The organism is Streptococcus mitis, assembly GCF_946190335.1.
Lineage (GTDB): Bacteria > Bacillota > Bacilli > Lactobacillales > Streptococcaceae > Streptococcus > Streptococcus mitis_CH.
Genome location: NZ_CAMHZN010000004.1, coordinates 69,291 through 88,149 on the forward strand (window position 1 = coordinate 69,291; position 18,859 = coordinate 88,149).

Consider the following 18,859-nt stretch of genomic DNA (forward strand, 5'->3'; position numbering starts at 1 on the left):
ATTAAGTCCTCATTTAAGCGCTTTTATGATATACTGAAACTAACATGATTATTGGAGGTTAGGATGAAAAAACTCCCCTTGGTATTTTCTGGTTGTTTGCTAGGTTTGGCAGGAGCTGGAAATCTTATTTTAGATACGTTGCCGGTTCTGTCACATCTTTTTAGTCTGACAGGTTTGATTTTGTGGATATTCTTTCTGCTTCTTCATCTCTTTAATTGGAAGGAAACTAAGCAGGAATTGACCAAGCCCCCACTTTTGTCAGGAATGGCCACCTTTCCTATGGCTGGGATGATTTTATCGACTTATGTCTTTCGAGTCTTCCCTCATTTTCCTTTGGTTGCTCAAGGGCTCTGGTGCTTTTCATTTCTCTTGGATGTGGCTCTGATTGCTGGCTTCACTATCAAATTTGCCTATCCGGGTCGGAGGGTTCATGCGACTCCTAGCTGGACGGTTCTCTATGTGGGGATAGCAGTAGCAGCCTTGACCTATCCTCTTGTAGGTATCATCGAAATTGCCTATGCGACCTTGAGTTTTGGATTTCTCTTGACATTCTATCTCTACCCGCTTATTTATAGCGATTTAAAGAAACATCCACTCCCACAAGCCATGCTTGGACAAGAAGGGATCTACTGTGCTCCTTTCTCCCTACTCTTGGCTTCCCTAGTTCGAGTTGGAGGAGCCAGTCTACCGACTTGGCTCTTGATTGTCATGATCTTAGCTTCCCAATCCTTCTTTTTCTTTGTTTTGACTCGCCTGCCCAATATTTTAAAACAAGGTTTTCAACCAGCCTTCTCAGCCCTCACCTTCCCAACCATTATCACAGCTACCTCGCTCAAGATGGCTCAGGGAATCTTGAAATTTCCATTTTTGGATTATTTGGTAGTGGCTGAAACTGTTATTTGCCTAATCATTTTGCTCTTTGTATTAGGTGCTTATTTGATTTGGTTACGAAAAAAGGTCTAGCTAGAAATAGCTAGGCCTTTTTTTTATGGTTTGATAACTTCAGCGCCACCCATGTATGGACGAAGAACTTCTGGGATGGTCACAGAACCATCTGCATTTTGGTAGTTTTCAAGAATAGCAGCCACTGTACGTCCAACTGCAAGTCCAGAACCGTTCAAGGTATGGAGCAATTTCACCTTGCCATCTGCTTCATCACGGTAACGGATTTGGGCACGACGGGCTTGGAAATCTTCTGTGTTTGAACAGCTTGAAATTTCACGGTAGGTATTTTGTGCTGGAATCCAAACTTCCAAGTCATAAGTCTTCGCAGCTGAGAAGCCCATATCTCCTGTAGAGAGAGCAACGACACGGTATGGAAGGTTAAGTTTTTGAAGGATATTTTCAGCGTTGGCTGTCATTTTTTCCAATTCTTCGTAAGATTCTTCTGGTTTGGCAAATTTAACCATTTCAACCTTGTGGAATTGGTGCAAACGAATCAAGCCACGAGTATCACGACCAGCTGAACCTGCCTCAGAACGGAATGATGGGCTCATAGCAGTGAAGTAGATTGGCAGGTCTTTGCCATCCAGGATTTCATCACGGTAGTAGTTTGTTAGAGGGACCTCAGCTGTAGGAATAAGGACATAATTGCTGTCGCTGAGTTCAAAAGTATCTTCCTTGAATTTTGGATATTGACCAGTCCCAAACATAGAATCGTGGTTAACCATGTAAGGCGTGATGACTTCAGTGTAGCCTTCTTTGCCATGTTCATCCAACATAAAGTTGTAGATAGCACGTTCCAAACGAGCGCCGAGACCTTTATAGAAGAGGAATCGAGCCCCTGTTACCTTACCACCGCGTTCCCAGTCAAGGATACCAAGGTCTTCACCCAGATCCCAGTGGGCTTTTGGCTCGAAGTCAAACTCGCGTGGAGTACCCCAACGGCGAACTTCCACATTGTCATCTTCATCAGCCCCAACAGGAACGCTGTCAGCTGGGATATTTGGAAGAGTAGTGGTAAATTCTGTCAATTTAGCATCGATTTCTGCCAATTCAGCATCCAAGGCCTTGACCTCAGCAGATAGATTTTGCATGGCAGCAATCTTGTCATCTGCATTTTCCTTGTTGCGCTTAGCTTGGGCAATCTCAGCAGAAACTGTGTTACGTTCTGCTTTGAGAGTTTCAACCTTGACCAAGATGTCACGACGTTTAGCATCGATTTCTTTCATCTCGTTTAAGACAGCAGCATCTACACCACGTGTAGCCAATTTTTCTGCGACAGCATCAAAGTCTGTACGAATGCGTTTGATATCTAACATAAGAACTCCTTTATAAAAAAGCACACCTGACAAAGCGTTGGAGTGGCAGGGCCACGGTTCCATCCAACTTCACAGGTGTGCACTTGATTGTGTATGTAATTATTACTAACGGTAGAATTTCACCTATCCCTCCTATCTGCTCGCAGCACCCGCAGACTTTCTGAAAGAAGAAGATAACCTACTTATCCGTTGCTATGATTATACTAAAGTTTCTACTTTTTTGCAAATAGATTTTTAAATTTTTGGCTAATTGTCTGAATCAGGGTCGGAAGTTTGACGACCTTGTCATTGCCTAGTTTTTCGCGAGCAATTTTGAGAATGGCACCTGAGTCTTTTGAAGCAAAGAGAAATTTTCCTCTGTCTGTAAAGACTTCGAAGTGGCGACTGATTTTGCGACCAGTGACATTGGCTCCAATCTGGTTGATATGGTCCCAAGGAATCTGGATAAATTGTTCGACATTGACATCTGGGTAAAATTCCAGAGCCTGATCTCCAACAAGGAATTTCCCAACTTTCCCAGCTATAGAGAGGTAGGAAGTTCCGGTCGTATTGAGAAGCACTGTTTTGTTAAGAGATTGGGCCATGATTAGTCTTCCTTACTTTCACCGAAAAAGGCATTGTAGAGCGCTTTAATTGCTGCTTTTTCTTGGTCTTTATTGACAACAAACATGATAGAAACTTCACTAGAACCTTGAGACATCATCTGGATATTAATCTTGTTTTCAGATAGAGCACGTGTCGCAGTAGCAGTTACTCCGATATGACTCTTCATTTTTTCACCAACAATCATAATGATAGAAAGGTCGTGTTCGATTTCTGCATGGTCTACTTCAGCCTTTTGAACCAACTGACGAAGGATTTCTTCTTCCTTGATAGGAGTTAGTTCGCGAGAACGGAGGATGATTGAAAGATCGTCGATACCTGTTGGCATATGTTCCCAACCGATGTTAAGATCTTCAAGGATTTGAAGAACCTTGCGTCCAAATCCAACCTCACGGTTCATGAGGTATTTAGACATGTTGATGCTGACAAAGCCAGAGTCACCAGCAATTCCTACTACTGGGAATTCATCACTACTATGTTTTAGAACGATACGAGTACCTGGATGATCAGGATTGTTGGTATTCTTGATAACCAGAGGAATTTTTCCTCGGTAGGCAGGAAGAAGCGCTTCGTCATGAAGGACTGAGAATCCTGCATAGGCCAACTCACGCATTTCACGGTAGGTCAGCTCAGGGATTGAGTGTGGTTGGTGGATAATACCAGGGTGTGCTGCAAAGATACCATCAACATCCGTAAAGTTTTCATAGAGGTCTGCCTTAACACCGGCAGCAATGATAGAACCTGTAATGTCTGATCCTCCACGTGAGAAGGTACAGATCTGATTTTCCTTGGTAACACCAAAGAAACCAGGAATGACAAGGACTTCATTGGCATTTGTCAATTCCTCAATCTTGTCATAACTTGATGGAATGATGCGAGCGTGACCAGGTTCACTTGTGACTACAATACCAGCTTCTCTAGGGTGCACATAGCGTGCATCGATACCATTTTGATTAAAGTAGGCAGCAATCAATTTAGCATTGTTATTTTCACCGGCTGCTAGGAAAGTGTCGTAGAGAAATTCATTTTCTTCGATAGGAAGAGTAGCTAAGGCGCGAATACTTTTTGAAATTTTTTCTAAAACAGCTGGTTTAAGACCTAGTTCACTAACCATAGCAGCATAGCGGTCGATAATCCAGTTTTGACTCTTACTAATATCGTTACCAGCAACATAGTCGCGGTAGTATTTAATCAAGGCATCCGTAACTTTAGTATCTTCAGCATTACGTTTACCAGGCGCAGAAACGACGACAAAACGACGCTCTGAATCGCTTTTGACGATGTTTAAAACTTTTTCTAATTGACTAGCAGAGGCAAGAGAGCTACCTCCAAATTTAACAACTTTCATAAGAACTCCTAAAGTAAGTATTTTATACGATTATAGCAGAAAGAAAGCCTTTTTTCAATGAAGAAAATAAGATGCGTTCTAGTATAAAGCGAGCCTTTCTAATCGGCTGAGACACTTTCAGTTGATTTTTTCTTGCTTTCTGATTTTAAAAAAGATATACTTTGAAAATAAAATAATTTAACCAGCTTATAAAATAAAAAGGAGTTCAAATGGAACACATTATTTATCAGCTTGAAGAGGATTTGGCAATCCTTACCTTGAATCGTCCTGAGGTCGCGAATGGTTTTCATATTCCTATGTGTGAGGAGATTTTAGAAGCTCTGACTTTGGCAGAAGAGGATCCGGCTGTGCATTTTGTCTTAATCAACGCGAATGGCAAAGTCTTTTCAGTTGGGGGAGATTTAGTAGAGATGAAGCGGGCGGTGGATGAGGATGATATTCCATCATTGACAAAAATCGCAGAATTGGTCAATACTATTTCTTATAAAATCAAGCAAATTGCTAAACCTGTCTTGATGGAGGTTGATGGGGCTGTTGCAGGTGCCGCAGCAAATATGGCTGTTGCTGCAGATTTCTGTCTGGCAACGGATAAGGCTAAATTTATCCAAGCCTTTGTTGGAGTTGGCTTGGCTCCGGATGCAGGAGGAATTCATCTCTTGAGTCGAAGTATTGGTGTGACGCGTGCTGCTCAATTAGCCATGACAGGTGAGGCTTTGTCCGCAGAAAAAGCTCTGGAGTGGGGTCTTGTTTATCGGGTCTCTGAAGCTGATAAACTTGAAAAGACGAGAGAACAGCTTCTTAAAAAATTGAGACGCGGGTCAGCTAATTCCTATGCTGCCATCAAGAAGTTGGTTTGGGAGAGTCAATTTAAAGACTGGCAAGATTATGCTGCTTTAGAACTGAACCTACAGGAATCACTAGCGAAAACAGAGGATTTCAAAGAAGGAGTTCGGGCTCATTCGGAAAGAAGACGACCTAAATTTACAGGAAAATAAAAAAATACTTGCACCATTCTTTGAACTTTGATATAATTCTTTTGTCAAATGTTTTGATTCTAAAAGTTTTTTTGAAAAGGAGGGAAGGAAAGATTGGACTACCAACGAATTAATGAATATTTAACATCTATATTTAACAATGTCCTCGTTATTGAGGAAGTTAGCTTGAGGGGTAGTCGTTTCAAGGATATCTCTATCAAAGAAATGCATACGATTGATGTGATTGGAAAAGTTCCAGATGTGACACCTAGTCAAGTGTCAAAAGAGTTGATGGTGACTCTTGGGACAGTTACGACTAGTTTGAATAATCTCGAACGCAAGGGTTACATTGAACGCATTCGTTCAGAACATGATCGACGTGTGGTACATCTGCATTTGACAAAGAAAGGTCGCTTGGTTCATAGGCTACATAAACGCTTCCACAAGGCCATGGTTGAAAAAATCATTGATGGTATGAGTAAGCAAGAAATTGAGGTTATGAGCAAAGGTTTGACTAATCTTTATCAATTTTTGGAGGATTTGAGATAATGGCTTTTGCAAAAATAAGCCAGGTTGCTCATTATGTGCCAGAGCAAGTGGTTACAAATCATGATTTGGCTCAGATTATGGATACCAATGATGAGTGGATTTCAAGTCGGACGGGAATACGACAAAGGCATATTTCAAGAACAGAATCTACTAGTGATTTGGCTACAGAGGTTGCTCAGAAACTGATGGCAAAAGCTGAAATCACAGGAGAAGAGCTGGATTTTATCATTCTAGCTACTATTACTCCAGATTCTATGATGCCCTCTACAGCTGCTCGTGTCCAAGCCAATATTGGTGCTAATAAGGCCTTTGCTTTTGACCTAACAGCAGCTTGCAGTGGATTTGTATTTGCCTTATCAACTGCTGAAAAGTTTATCGCTTCTGGTCGCTTTCAAAAAGGCTTGGTGATTGGTAGTGAAACCCTCTCTAAAGCAGTCGATTGGTCAGACCGATCAACAGCTGTTTTGTTTGGAGATGGTGCTGGTGGAGTCTTGCTAGAAGCTAGCGAGAAAGAGCATTTTTTGGCTGAGAGTCTCAATAGTGATGGGAGTCGTAGCGAGTGTCTAACTTATGGACATTCAGGCTTGCATTCTCCGTTTTCAGATCAAGAAAATGTAGATTCATTTTTGAAGATGGATGGGCGCGCGGTCTTTGATTTTGCTATTCGGGACGTAGCCAAGTCTATCAAGCAAACTATTGATGAATCTCCTATAGAGGCGACAAACTTGGATTATCTGCTACTTCATCAGGCTAATGACCGTATTTTGGATAAGATGGCTAAAAAAATCGGTGTCGACCGAGACAAACTTCCAGCCAATATGATGGAATATGGCAACACCAGTGCAGCCAGTATCCCGATTTTACTTTCAGAGTGTGTAGAACAAGGTCTCATCCGCTTAGATGGTAGCCAGACTGTTCTACTATCAGGCTTCGGTGGAGGCTTGACATGGGGCACGCTCATTCTTACAATTTAGGTAATCATGTGGTGAACACATTGTTATAAAAAAACTATTTATTTTAAAGGAGTCCTATCATGGCAGTATTTGAAAAAGTACAAGAAATTATCGTTGAAGAACTTGGGAAAGACGCATCAGAAGTAACACTTGAATCAACTTTTGATGATTTGGACGCAGATTCATTGGACTTGTTCCAAGTAATCTCAGAAATCGAAGATGCTTTTGATATCCAAATCGAAGCAGAAGATGACTTGAAAACAGTTGGTGACTTGGTTGCCTACGTTGAAGAGCAAACAAAATAAGCAGAATATAAATAGAAGGAGTAGGGAAACCCGCTCCCTCTTGTTTAGGCAATAGTTTGATTTTCAAATTATGGCAGTATCGAACTATTACGTAAGCAAGAAATGATGGAGGCACTATGAAAACGCGTATTACAGAATTATTGAACATTGATTATCCTATTTTCCAAGGAGGAATGGCTTGGGTTGCTGATGGTGATTTGGCAGGGGCTGTTTCTAAGGCTGGAGGACTAGGCATTATCGGTGGGGGAAATGCCCCTAAAGAAGTTGTTAAGGCTAATATTGATAAGATCAAATCATTGACGGATAAACCTTTTGGTGTCAACATCATGCTCTTGTCTCCCTTCGTGGAAGATATTGTAGATCTCGTTATCGAGGAAGGGGTTAAGGTAGTTACAACAGGCGCAGGAAATCCAAGCAAGTACATGGAACGCTTTCATGCTGCTGGGATTACAGTCATTCCAGTTGTACCTAGTGTTGCCCTAGCTAAACGCATGGAAAAAATTGGTGCGGACGCTGTTATTGCAGAAGGAATGGAAGCTGGGGGGCATATTGGTAAATTAACAACCATGACCTTGGTGCGCCAGGTAGCCGCAGCTGTATCTATTCCTGTCATTGCTGCAGGAGGGATTGCGGATGGTGAAGGTGCTGCAGCTGGCTTTATGCTAGGGGCAGAAGCTGTTCAGGTTGGAACTCGTTTTGTCGTTGCAAAAGAGTCTAATGCCCATCCAAATTATAAGGCGAAAATTTTAAAAGCTAGAGATATTGATACTACGATTTCAGCTCAACACTTTGGACATGCTGTTCGTGCGATTAAAAATCAGTTGACTCGTGATTTTGAACAAGCTGAAAAAGATGCCTTTAAACAAGACAATCCAGATTTGGAAATTTTTGAACAAATGGGAGCAGGTGCTCTAGCCAAAGCGGTTGTCCACGGAGATGTGGATGGTGGATCTGTTATGGCAGGTCAAATTGCAGGCCTTGTTTCCAAAGAAGAGACCGTTGAAGAAATCCTAAAAGATTTGTATTACGGAGCAGCTAAGAAAATTCAAGAAGAAGCCTCTCGTTGGGCAGGAGTTGTAAGAAATGACTAAAACAGCCTTTTTATTTGCTGGTCAAGGTGCCCAGTATCTGGGTATGGGACGGGATCTCTATGATCAGTATCCGATTGTCAAAAAAACGATTGATCAAGCAAGTCAGGTGCTTGGTTACGATTTGCGTCATCTCATTGATACGGAAGAAGCAAAACTTAATCAGACTCGCTATACGCAACCAGCCATTCTAGCGACTTCTGTTGCTATTTACCGCTTATTGCAAGAAAAGGGCTATCAGCCTGATATGGTTGCTGGTTTGTCTCTTGGAGAATACTCTGCCTTGGTGGCCAGTGGCGCCTTGGATTTTGAAGATGCGGTAGCCTTGGTCGCTAAGCGTGGCGCCTATATGGAAGAAGCAGCTCCTGCTGGTTCTGGCAAGATGGTGGCAGTTCTCAATACGCCAGTAGAGGTCATTGAAGAAGCCTGTCAAAAAGCTTCTGAACTTGGAGTAGTTACCCCAGCCAACTATAATACACCTGCACAAATTGTGATTGGTGGAGAAGTGGTTGCAGTTGATCGAGCTGTTGAACTCTTGCAAGAAGCTGGAGCTAAACGCTTGATTCCTCTCAAGGTTTCAGGTCCTTTTCATACCGCTCTCCTTGAGCCTGCTAGCCAGAAGCTAGCTGAAACTCTAGCTCAGGTAAGTTTTTCAGATTTTACTTGTCCCCTAGTCGGCAATACAGAAGCTGCTGTCATGAAAAAAGATGACATCGCTCAACTCTTGACGCGTCAGGTCAAGGAAGCAGTTCGTTTCTATGAAAGCATTGCGGTTATGCAAGAAGCAGGCGTAACCAACTTTATCGAGATTGGACCGGGGAAAGTCTTGTCAGGCTTTGTCAAAAAGATTGATAAGACAGCTAAACTAGCCAATGTTGAAGATCAGGCTAGCTTGGAAGCCTTGCTAGAAAACAAGTAATCCCTTCTCCCATAAATACAAGAGGAAACAGGAGAAAAGAATGCAACTAAAAAATAAAAATATCTTTATTACAGGTTCGAGTCGTGGGATTGGTCTTGCCATCGCCCACAAGTTTGCTCAAGCAGGAGCCAATATTGTCTTAAACAGTCGTGGTGCAATTTCAGAAGAATTGCTCGCTGAGTTTTCAAACTATGGTGTCAAGGTGGTTCCTATATCAGGAGACGTGTCAGATTTTGCAGACGCTAAGCGTATGGTTGATCAAGCTATTGCTGAGCTAGGTTCAGTAGATGTTTTGGTCAACAATGCAGGAATTACCCAAGATACCCTGATGCTCAAGATGACAGAAGCAGATTTTGAAAAAGTGCTCAAGGTTAACTTGACTGGTGCCTTTAACATGACACAATCAGTCTTGAAACCGATGATAAAAGCTAGAGAAGGTGCTATCATTAATATGTCTAGTGTTGTTGGTTTGATGGGGAATATCGGTCAAGCTAACTATGCAGCTTCTAAGGCTGGTTTGATTGGTTTTACCAAGTCTGTGGCGCGTGAAGTGGCCAATCGCAATATCAGGGTTAATGCTATTGCACCTGGAATGATTGAGTCCGATATGACAGCTGTTCTATCAGACAAGGTAAAAGATGCTATGCTGGCACAAATTCCTATGAAAGAATTTGGGCAGGCAGAGCAGGTTGCAGATTTAACAGTATTTTTAGCAGGCCAAGATTATCTAACTGGTCAAGTGGTTGCCATTGATGGTGGCTTAAGTATGTAGCAGAAGCTAGAGGTAAAAAAGATGAAACTAAATCGCGTAGTAGTAACAGGTTATGGAGTAACATCTCCAATCGGAAATACACCAGAAGAATTTTGGAATAGTTTGACAACTGGAAAAATCGGAATTGGTCAAATTACGAAATTTGATCATAGTGACTTTGATGTTCATAATGCAGCAGAAATCCAAGATTTTCCTTTTGATAAATACTTTGTAAAGAAAGATACCAATCGTTTTGATAACTATTCTTTATATGCCTTGTATGCGGCTCAAGAAGCTGTCAATCATGCCAATTTAGATGTAGAGGCTCTTGATAAAGATCGTTTTGGTGTTATTGTGGCCTCTGGTATTGGTGGAATCAAGGAAATTGAAGATCAAGTGCTTCGCCTAAATGACAAAGGACCAAAACGTTTGAAACCATTGACCCTTCCAAAAGCCTTGCCAAATATGGCTTCAGGAAATGTTGCTATGCGTTTTGGAGCAAACGGTGTTTGTAAATCGATCAATACTGCCTGCGCTTCATCAAATGACGCGATTGGTGATGCCTTCCGTTCAATTAAGTTTGGCTTCCAAGATGTCATGTTGGTAGGTGGGTCAGAAGCTTCTATTACACCTTTTGCTATTGCTGGTTTCCAAGCCCTGACAGCTCTCTCTACTACAGAGGATCCAACTCGTGCTTCCATTCCATTTGATAAGGACCGTAATGGTTTTGTCATGGGTGAAGGTTCAGGGATGTTGGTTCTTGAAAGTCTGGAACACGCTGAAAAACGTGGGGCTACTATCCTTGCTGAAGTGGTTGGTTACGGAAACACTTGTGATGCCTATCATATGACTTCCCCACATCCAGAAGGTCAGGGAGCTATCAAGGCTATCAAACTAGCCTTGGAAGAAGCTGAGATTTCTCCAGAGCAAGTAGCCTATGTCAATGCTCACGGAACGTCAACTCCTGCTAATGAAAAAGGAGAAAGTGGTGCGATCGTAGCTGTTCTTGGTAAGGAAGTACCTGTATCATCAACTAAGTCTTTCACCGGACATTTGCTGGGGGCTGCAGGTGCAGTAGAAGCTATCGTAACAATCGAGGCTATGCGTCATAACTTTGTACCAATGACAGCTGGAACAAGTGAAGTATCAGATTATATCGAAGCCAATGTCGTTTATGGACAAGGCTTGGAGCAAGAAATTCCATACGCCATTTCAAATACTTTTGGTTTTGGTGGCCACAATGCAGTTCTTGCTTTCAAACGTTGGGAGAATAAATAACTATGAATTTAAACGATATTAAAGACTTGATGGCTCAATTTGACCAATCAAGTTTGAGAGAATTTTCTTATAAAAATGGGACGGATGAGTTACAGTTTAGCAAGAATGAAGCTAGACTGGTATCTGAAGTTGCACCTCAAGTTGCTCCAGCACCCGTTCTAGCAACACCGAGTCCAGTAGCTCCTATATCTGCTCCAGCAGAAACTGTAGCAGAAGAAATTCCAGCTCCAGCTGAAGTCAGTGTGGCTGCTGAGGGAGATGTTGTAGAGAGCCCACTTGTTGGGGTGGCTTACTTGGCTGCTGGTCCAGATAAATCTGCTTTTGTAACAGTTGGTGATAGTGTTCAAAAAGGTCAAACATTGGTAATTATCGAAGCCATGAAAGTCATGAATGAAATCCCAGCTCCTAAGGATGGTGTGGTAACGGAAATTCTCGTTTCTAATGAAGAAATGGTTGAGTTTGGTAAAGGATTGGTACGTATCAAATGATCGATATTCAAGGAATCAAAGAAGCTCTTCCCCACCGTTACCCTATGCTCCTAGTGGACCGTGTGTTGGAAGTGAGCGAGGACACCATTGTTGCCATCAAAAATGTGACCATCAATGAGCCCTTCTTCAACGGTCATTTTCCTCAATACCCTGTCATGCCAGGTGTTCTGATTATGGAAGCCTTGGCGCAAACAGCTGGTGTCTTGGAGTTATCAAAACCTGAAAATAAAGGTAAACTAGTCTTTTACGCTGGTATGGACAAGGTTAAGTTCAAGAAGCAGGTTGTACCAGGTGACCAATTGCTTATGACGGCAACGTTTGTAAAACGTCGCGGTAGCATTGCCGTGGTTGAAGCAAAGGCTGAAGTGGATGGCAAGCTTGCAGCTAGTGGTACTCTTACCTTTGCAATAGGGAACTAAGGAGGTTCTCCATGTTTCGAAAAATTTTAATTGCCAATCGTGGTGAAATTGCGGTTCGTATTATCCGTGCGGCGCGTGAATTGGGCATTGCAACGGTGGCGGTTTATTCAACTGCTGATAAGGAAGCTCTTCATACGCTTTTGGCAGATGAAGCAGTTTGTATTGGCCCTGGTAAGCCAACAGAGTCTTATCTCAATATTAATGCGGTTCTATCAGCTGCAGTCTTGACTGAGGCGGAAGCCATTCACCCAGGTTTTGGATTTCTCAGTGAAAATTCCAAATTTGCAACCATGTGTGAAGAAGTTGGTATCAAGTTTATTGGACCATCGGGTCATGTTATGGATATGATGGGGGATAAGATCAATGCGCGTGCTCAGATGATTAAAGCTGGTGTGCCTGTCATTCCAGGTTCGGATGGAGAAGTGCATAACTCTGAAGAAGCTTTGATTGTTGCTGAAAAAATTGGCTATCCTGTTATGCTCAAGGCTTCAGCAGGTGGAGGTGGTAAAGGGATTCGTAAGGTTGAAAAACCAGAAGACCTCGTATCAGCTTTTGAGACCGCCTCTAGTGAAGCCAAGGCCAACTATGGCAATGGTGCCATGTACATTGAAAGGGTTATCTATCCAGCTCGTCACATTGAGGTTCAAATCCTAGGAGATGAGCATGGACATGTGATTCACTTGGGGGAACGGGATTGTTCTCTTCAACGGAATAATCAAAAGGTTTTGGAAGAAAGTCCTTCGATTGCAATCGGAAAAACGCTGCGTCATGAAATCGGTGCTGCGGCTGTTCGAGCGGCAGAGTCTGTTGGCTATGAGAATGCAGGGACAATTGAGTTTCTTCTTGATGAAGCCAGTGGCAAATTCTATTTCATGGAGATGAATACTCGTGTACAGGTAGAACATCCTGTTACAGAGTTTGTTTCAGGTGTGGATATCGTTAAGGAACAGATTCGCATTGCGGCAGGTCAACCTCTGTCTGTTAAGCAAGAAGATATTGTCCTACGCGGTCATGCCATCGAGTGTCGTATCAATGCAGAAAATCCAGCCTTCAACTTTGCTCCAAGTCCAGGTAAGATTACTAATCTCTATCTGCCGAGTGGTGGAGTTGGCTTGCGCGTAGATTCAGCAGTTTATCCAGGCTATACTATTCCACCTTATTATGACAGTATGATTGCCAAAATCATCGTTCACGGTGAAAATCGTTTTGATGCCTTGATGAAAATGCAACGTGCCCTCTATGAACTAGAGATTGAAGGAGTGCAGACCAATGCAGATTTCCAGCTTGACCTCATTTCAGATCGCAATGTCATTGCTGGAGATTATGATACTTCCTTCTTGATGGAAACCTTCTTACCCAAGTATCAAGAAAAAGAATAAAATGATTTCAAGAGTTTAAACCGAAAAGGGGAATCAATGGCTCTATTTAGTAAAAAAGATAAGTATATTCGAATCAATCCCAATCGTTCGGTTAGGGAAAAACCTCAAGCCAAGCCAGAGGTTCCAGATGAATTATTCTCCCAGTGTCCAGGCTGTAAGCATACCATTTATCAGAAGGATCTGGGAAGTGAGCGTATCTGTCCACATTGTAGCTATACCTTTCGTATTTCTGCCCAAGAACGCTTGGCTTTGACGATTGATATGGGAACCTTCAAGGAATTGTTTACGGGGATTGAAAGTAAGGATCCCTTGCATTTCCCTGGTTATCAAAAGAAACTAGCAACTATGCGTGAAAAAACAGGTCTGGATGAAGCCGTTGTGACAGGAACAGCTCTTATAAAAGGTCAGACTGTGGCTCTTGGGATTATGGATTCTAACTTTATCATGGCTTCTATGGGTACGGTTGTAGGTGAAAAAATCACTCGCTTATTTGAGTATGCGACTGCCGAAAAATTGCCAGTTGTCCTCTTCACAGCCTCTGGTGGAGCCCGTATGCAGGAAGGAATCATGAGTCTCATGCAGATGGCCAAGATCTCTGCAGCAGTTAAACGGCATTCAAATGCTGGTCTCTTTTATCTGACCATTTTGACAGATCCAACGACAGGTGGTGTGACAGCTTCTTTCGCTATGGAAGGCGATATCATTCTGGCTGAACCACAGAGTTTGGTCGGTTTTGCTGGGCGCCGTGTCATTGAAAACACGGTTCGTGAAAGCTTGCCTGAGGATTTCCAAAAGGCAGAATTCCTATTGGAACATGGCTTTGTGGATGCTATTGTCAAAAGAAGAGACTTGCCAGATACCATTGCTAGCCTAGTCAGATTGCACGGAGGGGGTCCTAGATGAATATTGCAAAAATAGTCAGAGAAGCGCGTGAGCAGAGTCGCTTGACAACCTTGGACTTTGCGACAGGCATTTTTGATGACTTTATCCAATTACACGGTGACCGTTCTTTTCGTGACGATGGTGCAGTTGTTGGTGGTATTGGCTGGCTTGGAGATCAAGCTGTCACAGTGGTTGGTATCCAAAAAGGCAAGAGTTTACAAGATAACCTCAAGCGGAATTTTGGCCAACCGCATCCAGAAGGTTACCGCAAGGCCCTACGGTTGATGAAACAGGCTGAAAAGTTTGGCCGTCCAGTTGTGACCTTTATCAATACTGCAGGTGCCTATCCTGGTGTGGGAGCGGAAGAACGCGGTCAAGGGGAAGCTATCGCTCGCAATCTTATGGAAATGAGTGATCTGAAAGTTCCGATTATCGCTATCATTATCGGTGAAGGTGGTTCAGGTGGGGCTCTGGCTCTAGCCGTCGCAGACCGTGTCTGGATGCTGGAAAATTCTATCTATGCCATCCTCAGTCCAGAAGGCTTTGCTTCCATTCTATGGAAGGACGGCACTCGTGCCATGGAAGCAGCAGAGTTGATGAAAATCACATCACATGAACTGCTAGAAATGGACGTGGTGGACAAGGTGATTTCTGAAGCAGGACTTTCTAGCAAAGAATTAATTAAGAATGTCAAAAAAGAACTCCAAGCTGAGCTAGCTAGACTTTCACAAAAACCGCTAGAAGAGTTGTTGGAAGAGCGTTATCAACGATTTAGAAAATACTAAAAATGACTAAATGAGACTAGAAAGGTCTCATTTTTTATAGAAAAATACACTTCAGACCGAAAAATTGACAGTTGAGGGGAAGATTAATAAAATAGACAAAAAAGATGTATACTGTAGATGTAAGCTTACAAAAATTTATTTTAAGGAGGTACTTGCAATGACAGGTACAGAATCATTTACAGTTCTTTCAAATGAGGACTTAGAGCAAACTTCAGGTGGTTTTGCTGTTTGGGAAGATGGTGAAGGAAGATGGTTATATTATAGAGACTTTGCTCCTTATATGGGGCAAGGGGCGCTTAATTCTTATAGGGATGCTTGGAAGTATGGCTTCCGAGCAGGATAATCTTTCAAAAAAAGTATGATGAGAAACATAGAGAAACTAAGACAATTTGGCATATTTTTGCTTATTATTTTACTATCTACCTATTTACCACAAACAATTGGATTGTATGTGACGATAATTTTAGGGTTAGGCGCTGATGTCTATTCTCTTATTTTAACAATGGGATTAGTAGGAAGTTTCCTTCTATTAACTTGGTGGTTAAAAAAGAAAAAGATGCTCTTTATCTTTGAGAAAAAGAGATGGAACTGGTCATTTGTCTTCTACTTATTTTCAGGTTATGTGGTTTATCAGATTCTCGGTAATTTTTGGGCACGCTATGCTCATTTGATTAATCATAGGAATATTCATGATGAGTATTTTACCGTTGTTCTTTCAAATGGACAACCAACTTTTTTATCGACTATCTTATCTTTTGTCCTGCCTGTAATCATCGGTCCTATTTTTGAGGAGACTCTTGATAGAGGGTATTTTATGAATACCTTCTTTCCTAAGTCAAAGTATTATTTAGATGTCATCCTATCAGGCCTGATCTTTGGACTCAGTCATTTGATACTATCTCATCGAGACCCGATTAGTTTATTATATTATAGTGTGATTGGTCTCTTTTTCGCCCTTGTTTATCGTTCTACCGATAATCTTAGATTAACGATTCTCTGCCATAGTTTTTTTAACTTTCTCAACCATGCAACCCCCCTCTGGATTTTTGTTTATAATTATGTCTATTACCACTTTTTAAGATAATGGGAGGCAATGAAAAAAGTGTTTGATGTCTGTCAAACACTTTTTCTATTTACTATTCTTCAGTTACAAATTGACTAAGCAGTCCATTGATAAAGCGGGCTGATTTTTGATCTGAAAAATTCTTAGCAAGTTCAATAGCTTCATTGACTGCTACCAGCTGAGGTGTATCAAATGATGTGATTTCAAAGATTCCTAAGCGTAGTAAGTTTTTTTCGACCAAGGTCAAGCGTTCAACTGTCCAGCCTGACTTGAGGTGCTGGTTGATTTGTTTATCCAACTCGTCTTTCTGAGCTTGAACACCAGAAACCAAGTTTAGAAGAAAGGCAGGGATTTGCACATCTGCATCTTCACGGTCATGCGTGTAGGCAAAGTGACAAGCTGTTTCCATATCTGTGCCGAATTCAAGGCTCATAAGAGCTTGAAAAGCGCATTTACGAAGTTCGCGTCTAGATTCTAATAATGGACTAGTCATTGAGGAAGTCCTCGTTAAATAGATCTTTCAACTCAGGTTTTGGTGTTTTATCTGGAACGATTCCTGCAACATGGATGTTAACAGCAGAAAGTTCCACATCAGCCATATCACGGACAGCATCTTTGACTGCTTTTTGAATAGCAAGAGCCACTTTTGGTACTTTCACACCGTACTCAAGGTAGAGATAGATGTCAGCAGTTAGCTCTTCATTGCTTTCTTTTAAGTAGACGCCACGACCAAGAGAGAGTTTTGATAGGGTATCAGATACGGATTTATTTGAAAATGAGTGGACACCATCAACTTTAGCAGTTGCGATGGCAATGATTTTTTCAAGTACACGTGGAGCGATAACGATTTCGCCAAATTGTTCTTCAATTCCCATAGAATGACCTCTTTCTAGAGATTAGGCACGAGAAACGTAAGTTCCTTCTGCAGTGTTGATGATCAATTTTTGTCCAGCTTCGATGAAGTCTGGAACGTTGACAACAAGTCCAGTTTCCATAGTTGCTGGTTTACCAGAACCTGTAACAGTAGCACCTTTGATAGATGGTTGTGTTTCAGCGACTGTCAATTCAACAGTAGTTGGTACAGTTACACCGATTACTTCAGTTCCGTAGAATTGGATTTTCACATCAGAGTTTTCAAGGATGTAAAGCAATTCATTTTCAACGTTTACGACTGGAATTTCATATTGGTCGTAAGTTTCAGTGTTCATGAAGTAGGCAGTTTCATCCATTTTGTACAAGTATTGAGCTGGAACAGTTTCGATAATAGCTTGTTCGAATTTTTCTTCTGGACGGTAGCTTGTGTCAAATGTAGAACCAGTACGGACATCACGCAATTTCATACGCATGATCGTGTTCCCTTTACCTGGTTTGTGGTGGCTAGCTTCCAAAACGCGGATCAATTTTCCGTCTGCAGTTTCAAATGTCATACCAGCTTTCAATTTGCTTGCTTCAATCATGTTTTTACCTCTTTAATAAATATTATTACTCTTCATTTTACCATAAAATGTTCTGGAAATAAAGCCAAAATAGTTATTAGGAGATGGTAGGGAAAAAAAGAATATTGCCTAGTCAGGTGGTGTGCTTGATGTGAAAGAGCATCCACCACATTTTTTCTTCCATTCAAAAGGCCGAAGTGACCTTGCTCCGACCTGATTGTATTGTCTTAAAAAGATTGATTTTTTATTCTGGTTCTACCAAAATCTTGATTTGTGACTTGTCTTGAGTTAATTCGATAAAGCCTTCTTCTACGATATTTTCCAATTTGATTTTCTTAGTAACCAATTTTTCAGCAGAGAAGTAGCCCTGTTCCATCAAATCTAATACTTTAGGGAAGATATGACGATAAGCAATAATTCCTTTTAGTGTCTTTTCTTGGATAGCAAATTCATTTGGATTGATATTTGCTTCTCGTTCCCAGATAGAGACAACCATACACTCACCTGCCTTATGTACAGCAGCTAGAGCCTGTCCCAAAACTACTGGTACACCAGTTACTTCATAAGAAACGTCTGCACCACCATTTGTTAAACGGTGTACAGCTTCAACAACTGTTTCTCCTTCTTGTGGACGTACAACGATAGCCCCTAATTCCTCTGCTTTGGCTTGGCGTTCTGGTGATAATTCAACGGCATAAATCTTAGAAGCACCAGCTGCACGGAGAGCTTCTACAATTAACAGACCGATTGGTCCTAAACCAAAGACAACAGCTGTATCGCCAGCTTTCAAAGACGATTGACGAACAGCATAGACTGCAACAGCAGCGGGCTCAGTGAGAGCAGCTTGCTCATAGCTCAAGCTATCTGGAATAACATGTACTAAGTCGCCATCTAAAACACAATATTTGGCAAATCCACCGTCTGCAGCCAAACCAACAAAGTTAAGGTTTGGATCCAAGTTATAATCACCAACTAAGTTATTCTTAGCTAGAATTGGTTCTACAGCAACACGATCACCAACTTTCACACGAGTAACATCACTTCCAACTTCTACGATTTCACCAGAAAATTCATGTCCCAGTGTCACCGGTGCTTTTTGACCAGAATAGACGTGCTCATCTGTTGGGATAAAGATAGGTCCATCTAAAAATTCGTGGAGGTCAGTACCACAAATTCCTGTGAACTTAACTGCAACTTTTACTTGGTGCGGAAGTACTTCAGGAACTTCTACTTCTTGAATACGAACATCTTTCGCTGCATGCCAGCAAGCAGCTTTCATTGTAGCCATATGAATAACTCCTTATTGTTGCGATTTTTAGTTTTCTTTTTTGGAAACTTTACATGTAATATTGTAAACGCTTTCTATTTTGTTTGTCAA

At 41.7% G+C, this 18,859-nt stretch carries 23 protein-coding genes; 16 read left to right on the forward strand and 7 right to left on the reverse strand.

The features are described 5' to 3' along the window. Positions 1-63 precede the first annotated feature (63 nt). A complete protein-coding gene (locus tag N8O43_RS06845; RefSeq protein WP_261089850.1) occupies positions 64-963 on the forward strand; it encodes a TDT family transporter in 900 nt (299 codons plus the stop codon). 23 nt (positions 964-986) lie between these two features. On the opposite strand, the gene serS is transcribed toward N8O43_RS06845, so the two are convergent. The 3 genes from serS to N8O43_RS06860 form a co-directional block, all read right to left on the reverse strand. Next, entirely contained in the window at positions 987-2,261 is a 1,275-nt protein-coding gene (gene serS / locus N8O43_RS06850) for a serine--tRNA ligase (RefSeq protein WP_050219117.1), read from the reverse strand. A gap of 212 nt (positions 2,262-2,473) precedes the next feature. Next, positions 2,474-2,845, reverse strand: coding sequence for a DUF956 family protein (locus N8O43_RS06855; RefSeq protein ID WP_049538810.1), 372 nt, complete (start codon positions 2,843-2,845; stop codon positions 2,474-2,476). Positions 2,846-2,847: 2 nt separating this feature from the next. Continuing rightward, a complete protein-coding gene (locus N8O43_RS06860) occupies positions 2,848-4,212 on the reverse strand; it encodes an aspartate kinase (protein ID WP_050242190.1) in 1,365 nt (454 codons plus the stop codon). Between the two features lie 209 nt (positions 4,213-4,421). On the opposite strand from N8O43_RS06860, the gene N8O43_RS06865 reads away from it, so the two are divergent. The 15 genes from N8O43_RS06865 to N8O43_RS06935 all read left to right on the forward strand — a co-directional run bounded on the left by N8O43_RS06865 (position 4,422) and on the right by N8O43_RS06935 (position 16,066). Next, positions 4,422-5,207: an enoyl-CoA hydratase gene (locus N8O43_RS06865; protein ID WP_045612219.1), complete on the forward strand. Its 786-nt coding sequence runs from the start codon at positions 4,422-4,424 to the stop codon at positions 5,205-5,207. 93 nt (positions 5,208-5,300) lie between these two features. Then, the gene (gene fabT / locus N8O43_RS06870; protein ID WP_000386355.1) at positions 5,301-5,735 is read left to right on the forward strand and encodes a fatty acid biosynthesis transcriptional regulator FabT; all 435 of its coding nucleotides are present in this window, start codon (positions 5,301-5,303) and stop codon (positions 5,733-5,735) included. Continuing rightward, positions 5,735-6,709 (forward strand): beta-ketoacyl-ACP synthase III, encoded by a 975-nt coding sequence (locus N8O43_RS06875; protein WP_261089851.1) that lies wholly within the window; start codon positions 5,735-5,737, stop codon positions 6,707-6,709. Before fabT ends, N8O43_RS06875 begins: the two co-directional genes overlap by 1 nt. Before the next feature lie 59 nt (positions 6,710-6,768). Then, positions 6,769-6,993 carry an acyl carrier protein gene (locus N8O43_RS06880; protein ID WP_000257838.1) on the forward strand — a complete coding sequence of 75 codons (225 nt, stop codon included), beginning with the start codon at positions 6,769-6,771 and terminating at the stop codon, positions 6,991-6,993. 116 nt (positions 6,994-7,109) lie between these two features. Next, the gene (fabK, locus tag N8O43_RS06885) at positions 7,110-8,084 is read left to right on the forward strand and encodes an enoyl-[acyl-carrier-protein] reductase FabK (RefSeq protein WP_261089853.1); all 975 of its coding nucleotides are present in this window, start codon (positions 7,110-7,112) and stop codon (positions 8,082-8,084) included. Further along, complete coding sequence (fabD, locus tag N8O43_RS06890) at positions 8,077-9,000, forward strand: ACP S-malonyltransferase (RefSeq protein ID WP_261089854.1); 924 nt, start codon at positions 8,077-8,079, stop codon at positions 8,998-9,000. The genes fabK and fabD overlap by 8 nt, the downstream gene beginning before the upstream one ends. Positions 9,001-9,040: 40 nt before the next feature. After that, positions 9,041-9,772 (forward strand): 3-oxoacyl-[acyl-carrier-protein] reductase, encoded by a 732-nt coding sequence (fabG, locus tag N8O43_RS06895; RefSeq protein WP_049544788.1) that lies wholly within the window; start codon positions 9,041-9,043, stop codon positions 9,770-9,772. A gap of 21 nt (positions 9,773-9,793) precedes the next feature. Continuing rightward, positions 9,794-11,029 carry a beta-ketoacyl-ACP synthase II gene (gene fabF, locus N8O43_RS06900; RefSeq protein ID WP_049544789.1) on the forward strand — a complete coding sequence of 412 codons (1,236 nt, stop codon included), beginning with the start codon at positions 9,794-9,796 and terminating at the stop codon, positions 11,027-11,029. Positions 11,030-11,031: 2 nt separating this feature from the next. Further along, positions 11,032-11,517 (forward strand): acetyl-CoA carboxylase biotin carboxyl carrier protein, encoded by a 486-nt coding sequence (gene accB / locus N8O43_RS06905; protein WP_261089855.1) that lies wholly within the window; start codon positions 11,032-11,034, stop codon positions 11,515-11,517. Beyond that, positions 11,514-11,936, forward strand: coding sequence for a 3-hydroxyacyl-ACP dehydratase FabZ (fabZ, locus tag N8O43_RS06910; protein ID WP_070842777.1), 423 nt, complete (start codon positions 11,514-11,516; stop codon positions 11,934-11,936). The genes accB and fabZ overlap by 4 nt, the downstream gene beginning before the upstream one ends. 11 nt (positions 11,937-11,947) lie before the next feature. Continuing rightward, positions 11,948-13,315 carry an acetyl-CoA carboxylase biotin carboxylase subunit gene (gene accC / locus N8O43_RS06915; RefSeq protein ID WP_024057013.1) on the forward strand — a complete coding sequence of 456 codons (1,368 nt, stop codon included), beginning with the start codon at positions 11,948-11,950 and terminating at the stop codon, positions 13,313-13,315. Between the two features lie 36 nt (positions 13,316-13,351). Further along, positions 13,352-14,218 carry an acetyl-CoA carboxylase, carboxyltransferase subunit beta gene (gene accD, locus N8O43_RS06920; RefSeq protein WP_261051072.1) on the forward strand — a complete coding sequence of 289 codons (867 nt, stop codon included), beginning with the start codon at positions 13,352-13,354 and terminating at the stop codon, positions 14,216-14,218. Further along, a complete protein-coding gene (locus tag N8O43_RS06925) occupies positions 14,215-14,982 on the forward strand; it encodes an acetyl-CoA carboxylase carboxyl transferase subunit alpha (protein ID WP_261089856.1) in 768 nt (255 codons plus the stop codon). Before accD ends, N8O43_RS06925 begins: the two co-directional genes overlap by 4 nt. Positions 14,983-15,139: 157 nt before the next feature. Next, a complete protein-coding gene (briC, locus tag N8O43_RS06930) occupies positions 15,140-15,325 on the forward strand; it encodes a biofilm-regulating peptide BriC (protein WP_261089857.1) in 186 nt (61 codons plus the stop codon). A gap of 18 nt (positions 15,326-15,343) precedes the next feature. Further along, on the forward strand, positions 15,344-16,066 hold the full coding sequence (locus N8O43_RS06935; RefSeq protein WP_138335139.1) for a CPBP family intramembrane glutamic endopeptidase: 723 nt from the start codon (positions 15,344-15,346) through the stop codon (positions 16,064-16,066). Between the two features lie 52 nt (positions 16,067-16,118). Here N8O43_RS06935 and nusB read toward each other — a convergent pair whose 3' ends face one another. The 4 genes from nusB to N8O43_RS06955 form a co-directional block, all read right to left on the reverse strand. Beyond that, positions 16,119-16,538, reverse strand: a complete 420-nt coding sequence (gene nusB, locus N8O43_RS06940; RefSeq protein WP_000203637.1) for a transcription antitermination factor NusB — start codon at positions 16,536-16,538, stop codon at positions 16,119-16,121. Beyond that, the gene (locus tag N8O43_RS06945) at positions 16,531-16,920 is read right to left on the reverse strand and encodes an Asp23/Gls24 family envelope stress response protein (protein WP_020902992.1); all 390 of its coding nucleotides are present in this window, start codon (positions 16,918-16,920) and stop codon (positions 16,531-16,533) included. Before N8O43_RS06945 ends, nusB begins: the two co-directional genes overlap by 8 nt. A gap of 21 nt (positions 16,921-16,941) precedes the next feature. Further along, positions 16,942-17,502, reverse strand: a complete 561-nt coding sequence (gene efp, locus N8O43_RS06950) for an elongation factor P (protein ID WP_000568643.1) — start codon at positions 17,500-17,502, stop codon at positions 16,942-16,944. A gap of 223 nt (positions 17,503-17,725) precedes the next feature. Beyond that, positions 17,726-18,769: a 2,3-butanediol dehydrogenase gene (locus tag N8O43_RS06955; RefSeq protein WP_261009116.1), complete on the reverse strand. Its 1,044-nt coding sequence runs from the start codon at positions 18,767-18,769 to the stop codon at positions 17,726-17,728. Positions 18,770-18,859: the final 90 nt, after the last annotated feature.

Bases quoted from the DNA above. Each gene is read 5' to 3' on its own strand.
- N8O43_RS06845 (WP_261089850.1), top strand. From the start codon at position 64: ATGAAAAAACTCCCCTTGGTATTTTCTGGTTGTTTGCTAGGTTTGGCA.
- serS (WP_050219117.1), bottom strand. From the start codon at position 2,261: ATGTTAGATATCAAACGCATTCGTACAGACTTTGATGCTGTCGCAGAA.
- N8O43_RS06855 (WP_049538810.1), bottom strand. From the start codon at position 2,845: ATGGCCCAATCTCTTAACAAAACAGTGCTTCTCAATACGACCGGAACT.
- N8O43_RS06860 (WP_050242190.1), bottom strand. From the start codon at position 4,212: ATGAAAGTTGTTAAATTTGGAGGTAGCTCTCTTGCCTCTGCTAGTCAA.
- N8O43_RS06865 (WP_045612219.1), top strand. From the start codon at position 4,422: ATGGAACACATTATTTATCAGCTTGAAGAGGATTTGGCAATCCTTACC.
- N8O43_RS06875 (WP_261089851.1), top strand. From the start codon at position 5,735: ATGGCTTTTGCAAAAATAAGCCAGGTTGCTCATTATGTGCCAGAGCAA.
- N8O43_RS06880 (WP_000257838.1), top strand. From the start codon at position 6,769: ATGGCAGTATTTGAAAAAGTACAAGAAATTATCGTTGAAGAACTTGGG.
- fabK (WP_261089853.1), top strand. From the start codon at position 7,110: ATGAAAACGCGTATTACAGAATTATTGAACATTGATTATCCTATTTTC.
- fabD (WP_261089854.1), top strand. From the start codon at position 8,077: ATGACTAAAACAGCCTTTTTATTTGCTGGTCAAGGTGCCCAGTATCTG.
- fabG (WP_049544788.1), top strand. From the start codon at position 9,041: ATGCAACTAAAAAATAAAAATATCTTTATTACAGGTTCGAGTCGTGGG.
- fabF (WP_049544789.1), top strand. From the start codon at position 9,794: ATGAAACTAAATCGCGTAGTAGTAACAGGTTATGGAGTAACATCTCCA.
- accB (WP_261089855.1), top strand. From the start codon at position 11,032: ATGAATTTAAACGATATTAAAGACTTGATGGCTCAATTTGACCAATCA.
- fabZ (WP_070842777.1), top strand. From the start codon at position 11,514: ATGATCGATATTCAAGGAATCAAAGAAGCTCTTCCCCACCGTTACCCT.
- accC (WP_024057013.1), top strand. From the start codon at position 11,948: ATGTTTCGAAAAATTTTAATTGCCAATCGTGGTGAAATTGCGGTTCGT.
- accD (WP_261051072.1), top strand. From the start codon at position 13,352: ATGGCTCTATTTAGTAAAAAAGATAAGTATATTCGAATCAATCCCAAT.
- N8O43_RS06925 (WP_261089856.1), top strand. From the start codon at position 14,215: ATGAATATTGCAAAAATAGTCAGAGAAGCGCGTGAGCAGAGTCGCTTG.
- briC (WP_261089857.1), top strand. From the start codon at position 15,140: ATGACAGGTACAGAATCATTTACAGTTCTTTCAAATGAGGACTTAGAG.
- N8O43_RS06935 (WP_138335139.1), top strand. From the start codon at position 15,344: ATGAGAAACATAGAGAAACTAAGACAATTTGGCATATTTTTGCTTATT.
- nusB (WP_000203637.1), bottom strand. From the start codon at position 16,538: ATGACTAGTCCATTATTAGAATCTAGACGCGAACTTCGTAAATGCGCT.
- N8O43_RS06945 (WP_020902992.1), bottom strand. From the start codon at position 16,920: ATGGGAATTGAAGAACAATTTGGCGAAATCGTTATCGCTCCACGTGTA.
- efp (WP_000568643.1), bottom strand. From the start codon at position 17,502: ATGATTGAAGCAAGCAAATTGAAAGCTGGTATGACATTTGAAACTGCA.
- N8O43_RS06955 (WP_261009116.1), bottom strand. From the start codon at position 18,769: ATGGCTACAATGAAAGCTGCTTGCTGGCATGCAGCGAAAGATGTTCGT.